At 73.5% G+C, this 14,291-nt stretch carries 14 protein-coding genes; 10 read left to right on the top strand and 4 right to left on the bottom strand.

From position 1 onward, the window contains the following. The first annotated feature begins 12 nt into the window (after positions 1-12). Positions 13-2,028, top strand: a complete 2,016-nt coding sequence (locus tag EEW87_RS03560; protein WP_123091722.1) for a BNR-4 repeat-containing protein — start codon at positions 13-15, stop codon at positions 2,026-2,028. 40 nt (positions 2,029-2,068) lie between these two features. On the opposite strand, the gene ypfJ is transcribed toward EEW87_RS03560, so the two are convergent. Then, positions 2,069-2,977, bottom strand: a complete 909-nt coding sequence (gene ypfJ / locus EEW87_RS03565) for a KPN_02809 family neutral zinc metallopeptidase (RefSeq protein WP_123091723.1) — start codon at positions 2,975-2,977, stop codon at positions 2,069-2,071. A 169-nt stretch (positions 2,978-3,146) separates the two neighbouring features. Between ypfJ and EEW87_RS03570 the strand changes: the two genes are divergently transcribed. From EEW87_RS03570 to EEW87_RS03600, 7 genes are all read left to right on the top strand, one after another. Continuing rightward, on the top strand, positions 3,147-4,745 hold the full coding sequence (locus tag EEW87_RS03570) for an ABC-F family ATP-binding cassette domain-containing protein (RefSeq protein WP_123091724.1): 1,599 nt from the start codon (positions 3,147-3,149) through the stop codon (positions 4,743-4,745). Between the two features lie 60 nt (positions 4,746-4,805). Beyond that, positions 4,806-6,470 carry a nitrite/sulfite reductase gene (locus tag EEW87_RS03575; protein WP_123091725.1) on the top strand — a complete coding sequence of 555 codons (1,665 nt, stop codon included), beginning with the start codon at positions 4,806-4,808 and terminating at the stop codon, positions 6,468-6,470. Continuing rightward, positions 6,467-6,649 carry a hypothetical protein gene (locus EEW87_RS03580; protein WP_123091726.1) on the top strand — a complete coding sequence of 61 codons (183 nt, stop codon included), beginning with the start codon at positions 6,467-6,469 and terminating at the stop codon, positions 6,647-6,649. Before EEW87_RS03575 ends, EEW87_RS03580 begins: the two co-directional genes overlap by 4 nt. Beyond that, entirely contained in the window at positions 6,646-7,392 is a 747-nt protein-coding gene (locus EEW87_RS03585; RefSeq protein ID WP_123091727.1) for a phosphoadenylyl-sulfate reductase, read from the top strand. The genes EEW87_RS03580 and EEW87_RS03585 overlap by 4 nt, the downstream gene beginning before the upstream one ends. Continuing rightward, entirely contained in the window at positions 7,389-8,492 is a 1,104-nt protein-coding gene (gene cobA, locus EEW87_RS03590; RefSeq protein WP_123091728.1) for a uroporphyrinogen-III C-methyltransferase, read from the top strand. Before EEW87_RS03585 ends, cobA begins: the two co-directional genes overlap by 4 nt. Beyond that, positions 8,489-9,172 carry a sirohydrochlorin chelatase gene (locus EEW87_RS03595; protein ID WP_123091729.1) on the top strand — a complete coding sequence of 228 codons (684 nt, stop codon included), beginning with the start codon at positions 8,489-8,491 and terminating at the stop codon, positions 9,170-9,172. Before cobA ends, EEW87_RS03595 begins: the two co-directional genes overlap by 4 nt. Positions 9,173-9,242: 70 nt before the next feature. Next, complete coding sequence (locus EEW87_RS03600; protein ID WP_123091973.1) at positions 9,243-11,114, top strand: ABC transporter ATP-binding protein; 1,872 nt, start codon at positions 9,243-9,245, stop codon at positions 11,112-11,114. A 67-nt stretch (positions 11,115-11,181) separates the two neighbouring features. On the opposite strand, the gene EEW87_RS03605 is transcribed toward EEW87_RS03600, so the two are convergent. The 3 genes from EEW87_RS03605 to EEW87_RS03615 are packed head-to-tail and all read right to left on the bottom strand — an operon-like array spanning position 11,182 to position 12,523. Then, on the bottom strand, positions 11,182-12,021 hold the full coding sequence (locus EEW87_RS03605; RefSeq protein ID WP_123091974.1) for an SURF1 family cytochrome oxidase biogenesis protein: 840 nt from the start codon (positions 12,019-12,021) through the stop codon (positions 11,182-11,184). Beyond that, positions 12,018-12,248, bottom strand: coding sequence for a hypothetical protein (locus EEW87_RS03610; protein ID WP_123091730.1), 231 nt, complete (start codon positions 12,246-12,248; stop codon positions 12,018-12,020). Before EEW87_RS03610 ends, EEW87_RS03605 begins: the two co-directional genes overlap by 4 nt. Then, the gene (locus EEW87_RS03615; RefSeq protein ID WP_123091731.1) at positions 12,245-12,523 is read right to left on the bottom strand and encodes a DUF3099 domain-containing protein; all 279 of its coding nucleotides are present in this window, start codon (positions 12,521-12,523) and stop codon (positions 12,245-12,247) included. The genes EEW87_RS03610 and EEW87_RS03615 overlap by 4 nt, the downstream gene beginning before the upstream one ends. A gap of 150 nt (positions 12,524-12,673) precedes the next feature. Here EEW87_RS03615 and fabG point away from each other — a divergent pair, with 150 nt between their 5' ends. Further along, a complete protein-coding gene (gene fabG / locus EEW87_RS03620; RefSeq protein ID WP_123091732.1) occupies positions 12,674-13,396 on the top strand; it encodes a 3-oxoacyl-ACP reductase FabG in 723 nt (240 codons plus the stop codon). A gap of 57 nt (positions 13,397-13,453) precedes the next feature. Continuing rightward, positions 13,454-14,209 carry an enoyl-ACP reductase FabI gene (fabI, locus tag EEW87_RS03625; protein WP_123091733.1) on the top strand — a complete coding sequence of 252 codons (756 nt, stop codon included), beginning with the start codon at positions 13,454-13,456 and terminating at the stop codon, positions 14,207-14,209. Positions 14,210-14,291: the final 82 nt, after the last annotated feature.

The raw sequence follows: 14,291 nt of genomic DNA on the forward strand, positions 1-14,291 counted from the left end.
GGAGATCACGCAGTGCGCCGTCGGACCACCACCATGCTCGTCGCCGTGCTCGGCACCGCGCTGCTCGGCCTCGCGCCGGCGGCGCCCGGTCGGGCAGCCGGGCCCGACCCGCTGCCCGAGCCGTACATGACCCGAGGTGACGTCGCCCGCGGCGCGCTGAGCTCGACCCGCCAGCCGGTCGTCCGCGCGCGCACGGTCGCGCCCCGGCGCACCGCGACGTCGACGCGGACCGCTCGGGTCGTCACCTCCTCGGCCTGGTCGTGGTACATGGATCCCCGGGTGCTCGGCACGTCGACGGCGACCTACCTCTCGAGCGTGCGCAACAACGGCGACATCCAGGTGACTCGCGTCGCGCGCGGCAGCGCCGAGCTCTCCCACGCCGTCCTGCACGCCCGCTTCCAGCCCGACGACCACAACGCCCCGTCGCTCACCGAGCTGCCGGACGGCCGCATCGCCGCCTTCTGGAACGGTCACGCGGCGGTGCCGGCGCGCTACCGGGTCACCGAGCAGGCGGGGGACGTCACGACCTTCGGCCCCACCCAGCGCCTCGTCGGCTCCGGGCTGGAGCGCGACCGGGTGACGTACACGGTGATGCTCCAGCTGAGCGAGGGCGCCTACCGCTACCACCTCTTCACCCGCCGGGCGGTGGACAACGCCTGGGTGATGACGCGGAGCAAGGACCTCGTGCGGTGGACCCCCGCGGTGCGCCTCTTCGACCACCCCACCCGCGAGAACGCGCCCTACCCGAAGTTCGTCACCGACGGGCGGCGCACCATCCACGTCGCCGTCTCCGACACGATGGCGACGCCGACCCAGCTGAGCTCGATGTACCACCTCACGCTCGCCGACGGGGTCTTCCGTCGCAGCGACGGCTCGACGATCCGCACGCTGAGCGAGGTCGCCGGGTCCGGCGGCGCGGCGCCGCGGCCGATCGACCCGCGCGAGGCCACGCTCGTCTACGACGGGCGCAGCGCCGACGGCCGGGCCCGGATCTACGACATCGCCCTCGACGCCGCGGGGCGGCCGGCGCTCGTCCTCACGACGGGCGACGTCGCCACCGACATGTGGACCTACAAGTGGTTCCGCCTCGGCGCCGGCGGCTGGGCCGCGACGACCCTCGACCGGGCCCCCGGCCCGCAGCCGTCCGGCATCACGATGCGCCACGACGACCCCGGTCGGGTCTTCCTCGTCCAGGGACCCGGGTCGGTCGGGGAGCGCGAGCTCGTCGAGTACCGCACGGCGGACGAGGGCCAGACCTGGCAGCGACGACCGGTGACGTCCGGCTCGACCCAGGGCAACCGCACGCCGGCGACCCCCTGGGGAGCCCAGGACGGGCCGGTCGACGTCGCCTGGCTGGCCGGTCCGTACACGACCTTCAACAACGGCCTGTGGGACACCACGGTGACGATGTCGACGAGCGACCCCGCCCCGGTCGACCTCACCTCGACCTGGCCGATCGGGTGGGCCCGTGGGAAGGGGATCACGAGCACGATCACCGAGGGCGTCGGCGGCCGCGGTCTGCCCGGGGTGCGCGCCCGGCTCATGGCCCGGCTGCCGGGGCAGCCGGAGCGGGCGATGAGCAGCCGGCTCACCGGTGCCGACGGGAGCGTGCACCTCGCCGTCAACCGCTACTACCCCCGGGGCACCCGCGTGCGCGTCGACGTGCCGTCCGCCGGCGGCTGGGGGAGCGCGACGACGACGGCTGCGGCCGTCGAGACCGACACGACGGCGATCGACCTCGACTCGACGTGGCGCACCGGCTGGGACCGCGGGGTCGGCGTCTCCGCCTCCGTCACCGCCCGGCGCGACGGCTCGCCGCGCGCCGGCACCCCCGCCTGGCTCCTCGTGCGCAAGCCGGGCACGGACCAGCAGGAGTTCCGCACGGGCAGCCGGCTCACCGACGCGGCCGGGTCGGTCCACCTCCCGGTGAACCGGTACTACCCGAAGGGGACGCGGGTGCGCCTCCACGTGCCGGCCCAGGCGCCCTGGGGCTCGGCCACGAGCTCGTCGCACCGGACCGGCAGCTGAGCCGAGGCGTCACGCGCCGCGGCCCCGCGGGCTCACGGGCTCACGGGTTCTCGGGGTCGCTGACCTCGAAGGTGTCGCAGTCGTTGATGCTCTGGGCCTTCATCCCCTTGATGAACCAGCCCTGGCGGGCCTTGGCCGACCCGTGGGTCCAGTCCTCGGGGTTGACCTGGCCGCTCGACTTCTTCTGGATCTCGTCGTCGCCGACGGACTTCGCGGCGCCGAGCGCGTTGCGGATCTGCTCGTCCGTGGGCTCCTCGAGCAGCGTGACGCCGTTCGCGTCCTTCGTGCCGCTCGCGTCCTGGACCCACATCCCGGCGAAGCAGTCGGCCATGAGCTCGACGCGCACCGCGCCGGAGTCGGCGCCGCGCGGGTCCTTCTGCGACTCCTCGAGCACCCCGTAGAGGTTCTGCACGTGGTGGCCGTACTCGTGGGCGAGGATGTACAGCTCGGCGAGCGGGCCGTCCTCGGCGCCGAGCTGGGTCTCCATGATCGAGAAGAAGTCGGTGTCGATGTAGATGCCGCGGTCGAGGGGGCAGTAGAAGGGACCGACCTGGTTGCTCGCGGTGCCGCACTGCGACTGGGTCGTGCCGGAGTAGACGTTGAGCTTCGCGGGCGGGAAGTCCTGGCCCTGCTTGTCCAGCGCGGCCTTGACCTGCGGCTGGTTGCTCCAGAAGTCGTAGAGGCTGTTCTCGCCGCCGACCATCCGGCACTTCGCGCTGCGGTTCGCGTCGGCGCCCGTCTTGCACTCCTCGAAGCCCTGGCTCTGGCCGCCGCCCTGGGGGTCGGTCCCGCCGCCGTCGCCCCCGGGCAGACCGCCGCCGAAGAAGAGCGAGAGCACGAGCACGATGAGCCCGAGGAGCCCACCGCCGGCGACCACCGGACCGCGGCCGCCGCCCCCTCCGCCGCCCATCCGGGAGGTGTCGAGGGACGCGTTGTCGTTGAAGCTCATCGAGGGTGCCCTTCCGAGGCCGCGGGCAGGCCGGTCGGCCCGCCGTGAGTGCCGCTTAGACTAGACCTCGGTGGACCCGTGACGAGGCTTGCAGCCCTGCCGTCCGCCGACCCGCCCGCACCGCCGACGAAGGGGGCGCGGGTCCCCCTTCGCCCCCGCCAGGAGACCCATGATCACCGCCACGTCCGTGGAGCTGCGCGCCGGCTCGCGCATCCTCCTCGAGGAGGCGAGCTTCCGGGTCGCCGCGGGTGACCGCGTCGGTCTCGTCGGGCGCAACGGCGCCGGCAAGACCACCCTGACGAAGGTCATCGCCGGGCAGACCCAGGCGGCGGCGGGGACGATCCACTCCAGCGGCGAGGTCGGCTACCTGCCGCAGGACCCCCGCACCGGAGACCTGAGCATCACCGCGCGCCAGCGCATCCTCTCGGCCCGCGGCCTCGACACGATCGTCACCGAGCGCTCCCGCGCCGAGCAGCGGATGGCCAGCGCCGACACCGAGACGATGGAGAAGGCGATGCGCGCCTACGCCCGTCTCGACGCGGAGTTCGACGCCGCCGGCGGGTACGCCGCGGAGTCGGAGGCGAGCGCGATCGCCTCCGCCCTCAACATCGACGCGCACCGGATGGACCAGCCGCTGGAGACCCTCTCCGGTGGTCAGCGCCGTCGCGTCGAGCTCGCGCGGATCCTCTTCAGCGGGGCCGAGACGCTGCTGCTCGACGAGCCGACGAACCACCTCGACGCCGACTCCATCGCCTGGCTGCGCGACCACCTCAAGGGCTACAAGGGCGGGCTGATCATCATCAGCCACGACGTCGAGCTGCTCGAGGTCGTCGTCAACCGCGTCTTCCACCTCGACGCCAACCGCTGCGAGCTCGACCAGTACAACATGGGCTGGAAGGCCTACATCCAGGCCCGCGAGACCGACGAGCGGCGCCGCAAGCGCGAGGTCGCCAACGCCCAGAAGAAGGCCGGCGCCCTCATGGAGCAGGCCGAGAAGATGCGGGCCAAGGCGACGAAGGCGGTCGCGGCCCAGCAGATGATCCGGCGCGCCGAGCGGATGCTCGCCGGCGTCGAGGGGGAGCGGACGCAGGACAAGGTCGCCAAGCTGCGCTTCCCCGAGCCGGCGGCGTGCGGGCGCACCCCGCTGCGGGCGAGCGGGCTGTCGCGCAGCTACGGCAGCCAGGAGATCTTCACCGACGTCGACCTCGCCATCGACCGGGGGAGCAAGGTCGTCGTCCTCGGGCTCAACGGCGCGGGCAAGACGACCCTGCTGCGGATGCTCGCCGGCGTCGACGCCCCCGACACCGGGCAGGTCGAGCCGGGCCACGGGCTCAAGCTCGGCTACTACGCCCAGGAGCACGAAAACCTCGACGTCGACCGCTCGGTGCTCGACAACATGAAGTCGGCCGCGCCGGACCTCGGCGAGACCGACGTGCGCAAGGTGCTCGGCTCCTTCCTCTTCACCGGCGAGGACGTCGAGAAGCCGGCCGGTGTGCTCTCCGGCGGCGAGAAGACCCGGCTCTCGCTCGCGCTGCTCGTCGTCTCGAGCGCCAACGTCCTGCTCCTCGACGAGCCGACGAACAACCTCGACCCGGCGAGCCGGGCCGAGATCCTCGGCGCGCTCTCGACGTACAAGGGCGCGGTCGTCCTCGTGACCCACGACGAGGGGGCCGTCGACGCCCTCCAGCCCGAGCGGATCCTGCTGCTCCCGGACGGCGTCGAGGACCTCTGGGGCGCGGACTACCGCGACCTCGTCAACCTCGCCTGACGCCGTCCAGCGCATAAGACGCGATTATGGGTGACATAACACGAGGTTTATCCTGAGGCGGTGACTGTGACGCGACCCGAGCGACCGACCCGCACCAAGGCCACCGGTGCCTGGGCCGACGGGGACCGCACCCCGCTCAACCACAACGAGGAGTTCAAGCAGGCGGACGACGGCCTCAACGTCCGCCAGCGGATCCTCGACACGTACAGCCGCGAGGGCTTCGCCTCGATCGCGCCGGACGACCTCACCGGGCGGATGCGCTGGTGGGGCCTGTACACCCAGCGCAAGCAGGGCCTCGACGGCACCCACACGGGTGAGGACGGGCTCGACGACGAGTACTTCATGATGCGCATCCGCTCCGACGGGGGTGCCCTGTCGGTCGAGCAGCTGCGCGCGATCGCCGACATCAGCACCGACTTCGCCCGCGACACCGCCGACATCTCCGACCGGCAGAACATCCAGCTGCACTGGATCCGGGTCGAGGACGTGCCCGCGATCTGGGAGCGCCTCGAGGCCGTCGGCCTCGGCTCGACCCAGGCGTGCGGCGACGTGCCCCGCGTCGTCCTCGGCTCGCCCGTCGCGGGCATCGCCGCCGACGAGGTGGTCGACGGCACCCCCGCGGTCGAGGAGATCCTCTCGCGCTACCTCGGCAGCCCGGAGTACTCGAACCTGCCGCGCAAGTTCAAGACCGCGATCTCCGGCAGCCCGAGCCTCGACGTCGCGCACGAGATCAACGACGTGTCCTTCGTCGGGGTGGAGCACCCCGAGCTCGGCCCCGGCTTCGACCTGTGGGTCGGTGGCGGGCTGTCGACGAACCCGATGTTCTCGCAGCGGCTGGGCACCTTCGTCACCCTCGAGGAGGTCCCGGAGGTCTGGGCCGGCGTCTGCGGCATCTTCCGCGACCACGGCTACCGCCGGCTGCGCAACCGCGCCCGGCTGAAGTTCCTCGTGGCCGACTGGGGCCCCGAGCGCTTCCGCGAGGTCCTCGAGCAGGACTACCTCGGCCGTGCGCTGCCCGACGGCCCGGCCCCCGAGGTGCCCGGCGACCTGCGCCGCGACCACGTCGGCGTCCACGAGCAGCAGGACGGTCGGGTCTGGGTCGGCGTCGCGCCGGTCGGCGGCCGCGTGAGCGGCACGACCCTGCACGCCGTCGCGGACGCCGCCGAGGCGGCCGGCTCGGGCCGGGTGCGCCTCACCCCGCACCAGAAGCTGCTCGTCCTCGACGTCGACCCGGCTGCCTCCGACGAGCTCGTCGCGACCCTCGACGGGCTCGGCCTGCCCGCGCGGCCGAGCGAGTGGCGGCGGGGCGTCATGGCGTGCACGGGCATCGAGTTCTGCAAGCTCGCGCTCACCGAGACCAAGGCACGCGCCCGGTGGACCGTCGAGCAGCTCGAGGAGCGTCTGCCCGAGATGGACGTGCCCTTCTCGATCCACCTCAACGGGTGCCCCAACTCGTGCGCCCGCAGCCAGGTCGCCGACATCGGCCTCAAGGGCATGGTGGCGAAGGGGGAGGACGGCGAGGTCGTCGAGCTCTACCAGGTCCACCTCGGCGGAGCGCTCGGCGTCGAGCCCGCGCTGGCCCGCAAGACCCGCGCCCTCAAGGTGCGCGCCGACGAGCTGCCCGACTACGTCGAGCGGGTCTCGCGCACCTACCTCGCGCAGCGCGAGCCGGGCGAGTCCTTCGCCCTGTGGGCGCGCCGCGCCGACGAGGACGACATCCGGTGAGCCGGGTCACCCCCGTCTACCACTGCCCGTTCTGCGCCGAGCAGGACCTGCGTCCCGCGCCCGAGCCCTTGGGCGCCTGGGTCTGCGGGTCGTGCGTGCGCGTCTTCTCCGTCACCCTGCACGGCAGCGACCGCGACCTCGCGGCGCCGCTCAGCTCGACCCCCGAGGAGCCGTCATGACCGAGCCCGTCCGCACCCCCGAGCCGCCCGCCCGCAGTGCCGCCGACGAGGCGCAGCACCGCTTCGCCGCGCTCGAGGCCGAGCGCGGGGACACCTACGAGGGCCGCGTCGAGCTCGCCCGCGAGACCCTGCGCTGGGCGCACGAGACGTACGGCGCAGGTCTGACGACCGCGTCGTCGATGGGCGACGAGGTGCTCGTGCACCTCCTCGGCACGACCCTCACGGGCGCCGACGTCTTCTTCCTCGACACCGGGTACCACTTCGCCGAGACCCTCGGCACCCGCGACGCCTACGAGGCGATGCTCCCGGTGCAGATCCGCACGATCCTGCCGCGGCTCACCGTCGCCGAGCAGGACGCGGAGCACGGCCCGCGGCTGCACGACCGCGACCCCAACGCGTGCTGCGCCATGCGGAAGGTCGAGCCGATGAACCGCGCCCTCGAGGGCTACGACGCCTGGGTGACCGGCATGCGCCGTGAGGACGCCCCGACCCGCTCCGACATCGAGCTCGTCGGCTGGGACGACCGCCGCGGCATGGCCAAGCTCAACCCCATCGCCGGGTGGACCCAGGACGACGTCGACCGCTACGTCGACGAGCACGGGGTCTTCCTCAACCCCCTTCGTCAGAGCGGCTACGCCTCGATCGGCTGTGCGCCGTGCACCCGACCGGTCGCCGAGGGCGAGGACGCCCGCGCCGGGCGCTGGTCGGGCACCGACAAGGTCGAGTGCGGCCTGCACACGTGAGCGCGGGCGGCTACCGCCTCGGCCTGGACCTCACCGACCGGCTCGTCCTCGTCGTCGGGGGCGGGCCGGCTGCGGTGCGCGAGGCCGAGGGCTGCCTGGTGGCGGGCGCCCGGGTGCTCCTCCTCGCGCCCGAGGTCGACCCCGGGCTCGCCGGACGGGCCGGGCTCACCTGGCGGGCCGCCCCCTTCGACCCCGCCGATCTCTCCGGGCCGGACCGCGTCTGGCTCGTCCACGCGGCGACCGGCGACCCGGCGACCGACGGCGCCGTGGCCCGGGCTGCCGAGGAGGCGGGCGTGTGGTGCGTGCGCGCCGAGCACCAGCCCCGGGCGGCTCGTGGTCACGGGGACGGGCGGGTCGGGCGGGTCGCCCTCGTCGGCGGCGGTCCGGGCGCACCGGACCTCATCACCGTGCGCGGCGCCCGTCTGCTCGCGCAGGCCGACGTCGTCGTCACCGACCGGCTCGGGCCGGTCGACCTCCTCGACGACCTGCCGGCCCACGTCGAGGTCGTCGACGTCGGCAAGCACCGCGACCGCCACCCCGTCCCGCAGGACCGGATCAACGAGATCCTCGTCGACCGTGCCCGCCGCGGGCTCGACGTCGTGCGGCTCAAGGGGGGCGACCCCTTCGTCCTCGGCCGCGGGGGAGAGGAGGCGCTGCACTGCGCCGCCCACGGCATCGCCGTCGAGGTCGTCCCGGGGATCACGAGCGCGATCTCCGTCCCCGCCGCCGTCGGCATCCCGGTGACCCATCGCGGCATCACGACCTCCTTCGTCGTCGCGTCGGCGCACGAGGGGGCCGGCCCGTCGCTCGACGGGCTGCGCGACGCGCCGCAGGACGCGACCCTCGTCCTGCTCATGGGGGTCACCGCGCTGGGCCGGACCGCCGCCGACCTCGTCGCCGCGGGCCGCGCCCCCGGCACGCCCGTCGCGATCGTCGAGCGCGGGTGGATGCTCGGCCAGCGGGTCACCCGCACCACCCTGTCGCGGGCGGCCGCGGACGCCGAGGCCGAAGGGGTGCGAGCCCCCGCCGTCGTCGTCGTCGGCGAGGTGGTCACCGTGCCGGAGCAGGCGGCGCGGCTCCTGGCAGGCTCGACGGCATGACCACCGTCCTGCTCGCCCACGGCTCGCCCGACCCGCGCCACCGCCAGGGGATCGAGGCGGTCGCCGACGGCCTGCGCTCGGCGCGGCCCGGCACGCCGGTCCGCCTGGCCTACCTCGAGACCGACGAGCCGTCCGCGGCCGTGCTCGGCCGCGAGCTCACCGGCGAGGTCGTCGTCGTGCCGATGCTCATCACCCCGGCCTACCACGCGCGCACCGACGTGCCCCGGGCGGCGCGTGAGCTCGCCACCGGGGGTGCCCAGGTCCGGGTCACCGACCCCCTCGCACCGCACCCCCTGCTCCTCGACGCGGTCGTCGAGCGGCTCGCCTCGGCGGGGCACGCTCCCGACCCGGGCACCGACGTCATGCTCGTCGCCGGCGGCAGCTCCGACGGCACCGCGAGGCGGTCCCTCGACGAGCTGCTCGTCGACCACCCGCGGCCCGGCTGGGGCCGGTGGCGGGGCACGACGTTGCGCGAGCCGGAGGTCGTCGCGGAGGCGGTCGGTCAGGCCGCGCAGGCCGGTCACCGGCTCGTCGTCCTCGCCTTCACCCTCGCCGAGGGCGTCCTGCACGACGCCGCCGAGCGCCTCGCCGGCGAGCACGGGGCCGACTTCGTGCGCGGGGGCCTGGGCCGGACCCGCTCGGTCGTCGAGCTCGTCGCGCTGCGCGCCACCCCGGCTTGACCTCACCCGCACCTGAGGTCGCACGCTGGTCGGCGTCGTCGGTGGTGAGAGGGATGATGAGCGGGTGAGCATGACGAGCTGGCAGCTGATGCGCTCGATGACCCAGGACGCGGGCGCGACACGGTCGCCGCTCCCGCCCGGCACGGGTCGTCGGGTGCTCTCGTACGCACGGGGCATGAGCGGCACCATCGCCGCCTTCCTCGTGCTCGTCGCGCTGTCGTCGAGCACGGTGGTCGCGGCTCCGCTCATCCTCGGGCGTCTCGTCGACGACGGCATCACCCCCCAGCGACGTGACGTCGTCGTCGGGCTCGCCCTGCTCGTCGCGCTCGTCGCCGTCGTCGAGGCGGTGACGACGATCGCCCAGCGCTGGTACTCCGCGCGGATCGGCGAGGGGCTCATCTACCGGCTGCGCACCCAGGTCTTCGAGCACGTGCTCGCCCAGCCCATCGCCTTCTTCACCCGGGCGCAGACCGGCGCGCTCGTCACCCGGCTCAACACCGACGTCATCGGCGCGCAGAGCGCCTTCACCTCCGTGCTGTCGAGCGTCGTGAGCAACGTCATCTCGCTCGTCCTCATCATCGGCGCGATGGCGCTCCTGTCGTGGCAGCTCACCCTCGCCTCGCTCGCGCTCGTGCCCTTCTTCATCCTGCCGGCGCGGTGGATGGGCCGACGGCTCGCCGTGCTCACCGCCGAGCAGATGGGGCACAACGCCGACCTCGGCACCCAGATGACCGAGCGCTTCAACGTCGGCGGGGCCCTGCTCGTGAAGATCTTCGGCCACCCCGAGCACGAGCTCGCCGAGTACGACAGCCGGGCGTCGCGGGTGCGCGACATCGGCGTCGTCATCGCCGTCAACCGCGCGCTCTTCTTCGTCCTGCTCACCTTCATCGCCGCGCTGGCGACGGCGATGGTCTACGGGGTCGGCGGGATCATGGCGGTCGACGGCACGTTGTCCGTCGGCACGCTGCTCGCGCTCGCCGCCCTGCTCGGACGCCTCTACGGCCCGCTGACGGCGATCTCCAACGTGCGCGTCGACATCCTCACCACCCTCGTCTCCTTCGCCCGCCTCTTCGAGGTGCTCGACCTGCGTCCGAGCATCCAGGAGCGCGAGGGCGCGCGGGACCTCCCGCAGGGTGACGCCCTCGACGTCGAGCTCGACGACGTCCACTTCGCCTACCCCTCCGCCGACGAGGTCTCGCTCGCCTCGCTCGAGGCCCGGGCGACCGGGGACCGTGCCGGGTCCGGCGAGATCCTGCGCGGCGTGAGCCTCGACGCCCCGGCCGGCACCCTCACCGCCCTCGTCGGGCCGAGCGGGGCGGGCAAGACGACGCTCACGGCGCTCGTCGCCCGCCTCTACGACCCGACGGCGGGCGCGGTCCGGGTCGGCGGGGTCGACCTGCGCGACGCCACGCTGCGCTCGCTGCACGACAGCGTCGCCGTCGTCACCCAGGACGCCCACCTCTTCCACGACACCATCCGCGGCAACCTGCTCTTCGTGCGGCCCGAGGCCACCGACGAGCAGATGGAGCAGGCGCTGCGGGCCGCGCAGATCTGGCACCTCGTCGAGTCGCTGCCGTCGGGGCTCGACACGGTCGTCGGCGACCGCGGGCACCGCCTCTCCGGCGGCGAGAAGCAGCGCCTGGCGATCGCCCGCCTGCTGCTCAAGGCCCCGGCGGTCGTCGTCCTCGACGAGGCCACGGCCCACCTCGACTCCGAGTCCGAGGCGGCGGTCCAGCGGGCGCTCGAGATCGCCCTGGCCGGCCGCACGTCGATCGTCATCGCCCACCGGCTGAGCACGATCCGCGGCGCCGACCAGATCCTCGTCGTCGACGGCGGCGAGATCGCCGAGCGCGGCACGCACCACGAGCTGCTCGCCCGGGGCGGGCTGTACGCCGACCTCTACCGCACCCAGTTCGCCGAGGCCGACGCGCCGGTGGGCTGAGCCCGGGTCGAGGTGTCAGGCGGTGCTGGGGCTCGTCCGGACACCTCGACCAGACCGGGCTGGCGGGTCAGCCGTCCTCCTCGTCCCAGATCCGCACCTTCGCGCGGCGGGGCGGGGGAGCGGGGGCGGTCTCGTCGGGCACCTGCTCGTCCTCGAGCGCGGGCGCGGCGTCGCGCTCCTCGCGCCGCACGAAGAACCAGATGAGGACGAAGACCGCGGGGATGACGAGCCACCACTGGATCGCATAGGCCATGTGCGGGCCCGTGCCCGTGTCGGGGGCGTCGAGGTCGAGGGGCGTCGGGTCCGCAGCGGGCTGCTCCTGCTGCCGCACGACGTACCCGCCGAGCAGGGCCTGGTCGCCCCACTCCTGCGATGCCTCGGCGAGGTTGATGCTCGACAGCTGGCCGGGGATCGGGTCGCGGTCGAGGGATCTCTCGCCCTGGCGCACCCACCCCGTCACCTCGACCTGCCCCGAGGGCGGGGCCGGCACGTCGGGACGCACCTCGGCCCCCTGCTCGGAGTTGGGGATCCAGCCGCGGTCGACGACGAGCACCGAGCCGTCGTCGAGCTCGAGCCGGGAGAGCACCTCGTAGCCGTACACGCCGTCCCGGGGCCGGTTGCGGGCGAGCAGGTCGCCGTCGAGGTACTCGCCGCGGGCCTGCACCCGGGTCCACTCCCGCTCGAGGGGCACCGGCGAGGCACCGAGCACCTCGCTCACCGGCTGAGCGGGCGCCGCGTAGTGGCGCTCGATGCGGTCGGCGCGAGCAGCCTTGTCCTCGTAACGGCCCCACTGCCACTGCCCGAGGTAGTAGCAGGCGACGGCGACGAGGACCGCGACGAGCCACCAGCGCAGCCACGCCGGGGCGACGGCCCGGCGCAGCACGGCCCGGTGCTCGGTGATGCTCATGCCCACGGGTGCCCCTCGGGCGGGATCGCGTCGAGCTCGGCGAGGCGGACGGGGAAGCCACGCACCGAGAGGTGCTCGTGCAGCGTGCTCGTGTGCTCCTCGCAGGCCAGCCAGACCTTGCGCCTCGTCTCGTCGTGCAGCCGGGGGTTGCGCCACACGACGGCACGCACGGCAGCCCGGCGACACCCCTTCGCGCTGCAGACGAGCGGCTCGTCCGCGAGGCTCATCGGGTGATCTGTGCCCGGTCGACCGGTCCCGCCGAGGACATCGGGGTGCCACGGCGCGGGCCGACGGCGTTGGCGATGACGACGGCGACGTAGGGCAGCAGCACGGCGAGGACGACGCAGGTCCAGCGCAGCCAGCCCTCGAAGAGGTAGGCCATGACGAAGCACGCGGTGCGCAGCGCCATCGTCAGCAGGTAGTTGCGGGTGCGGCGACGCCGGTCCACCGAGGCGGGCGGGGCCGCGCTCGTGACCGAGGCGACGTCGGGGGCGTGGGGCACCTCGTCAGCGTACGCCGCGATCCTGGGCGTCCACGGCGCGAGGCGGCTTCACCTACCAGGCGGTAGTGCTCTAGCGTCGGGCAGTGACGCACGGCACAGACGGTGCGTCATCGACCTGACCGCGACACGAGAGCGAGGCGGAGCGCCGCCATGGCAGCGACACCCACCCCGAGGCGGGTCCTGGTGACCGGTGGCAACCGAGGCATCGGACGGGCGGTCGCCGACCGGCTCGTCGCCGACGGTCACCACGTCGTCGTCACCTCGCGCTCCGGCGACGTCGTAGAGGGCCTCGACGTCGTGGCCTGCGAGGTCGGCGACAGCAGCTCGGTCGACGCCGCCTTCACCGCGGCCGAGGAGATCCTCGGGGGCAGCGTCGAGGTGCTCGTCGCCAACGCCGGCATCACCCACGACACCCTCCTCATGCGGATGACCGAGGACGACTTCTCGCGGGTGGTCGACACCAACCTCACCGGCGCCTTCCGCTGCGTGCGCCGCGCGACGACGGGGATGGTCAAGGGCCGCTTCGGCCGGGTCGTCCTCGTCTCGAGCGTCGTCGGCCTCTACGGCTCGCCCGGACAGGTCAACTACGCGGCGAGCAAGGCCGGCCTGGTCGGCATGGCCCGCTCCATCACCCGCGAGCTCGGCGCCCGGGGCATCACCGCCAACGTCGTCGCACCGGGCTTCGTCGAGACCGACATGACCGCCGAGCTCGCCGAGAAGACCCAGGCCGAGTACAAGGCGGCCATCCCGGCCCGCCGCTTCGCCCAGCCGGGCGAGATCGCCGGGGCGGTCTCCTTCCTCGCCTCCGACGACGCCGGCTACATCTCCGGCGCGGTCATCCCCGTCGACGGCGGCCTCGGCATGGGCCACTGACCCGCGTCACCCGACCCACCCCCTTCGTCACCGATCACCCCCTGCGAAAGGCGCACCATGCTCACCGGCAAGACCTTCCTCATCACCGGCGTCCTCATGGAGTCCTCCATCGCCTTCCACGTCGCGAAGATCGCGCAGGAGCAGGGGGCGAAGGTCATCCTCACGAGCTTCGGGCGCACGATGCGCATCACCCAGACCATCGCGCGGCGCCTGCCCGAGACCGCGCCGGTGATCGAGCTCGACGTCACCGACCAGGAGCACCTCGACAGCCTCGCCGAGCGCCTCGGCGAGCACTGCGAGCAGCTCGACGGGGTGCTGCACTCGATCGGCTTCGCGCCCGAAGGTGCCTTCAGCTTCCTCGAGGCCGGGTGGGAGGACGTGAGCACGGCGCTGCACGTCTCCGCCTACTCGCTCAAGGCGCTCGCCGTCGCGGCGCTGCCGCGGATGAGCGCGGGCGGCTCGGTCGTCGGGCTCACCTTCGACGCCTCCTTCGCCTGGCCGGTCTACGACTGGATGGGCGTCGCGAAGGCGGCCTTCGAGTCGACCAACCGCTACCTCGCGCGTGACCTCGGCCCGAAGGGCGTGCGCTGCAACCTCGTCGCCGCCGGGCCGATCCGCACGACCGCCGCGAAGTCGATCCCCGGCTTCGAGCAGTTCGAGGAGAGCTGGGACAGCCGCGCGCCGCTCGGCTGGGACGTCGGCGACCCGGTGCCCACCGCCCGTGCGTGCGTCGCGCTGCTCTCCGACTGGTTCCCCGCGACGACCGGCGAGATCCTCCACGTCGACGGCGGCGTCCACGCGATGGGCCTGTAGTCCCCCGCGCGCGCGAACCTCAGCTTTCCCGCCCAGGGCGGGAACATGCGACCTCGGGAAGGAACATTTCTTTCCCGAGGTC

It is taken from the genome of Janibacter melonis (assembly GCF_003721155.3).
Classification (GTDB): Bacteria; Actinomycetota; Actinomycetes; order Actinomycetales; family Dermatophilaceae; genus Marihabitans; species Marihabitans melonis.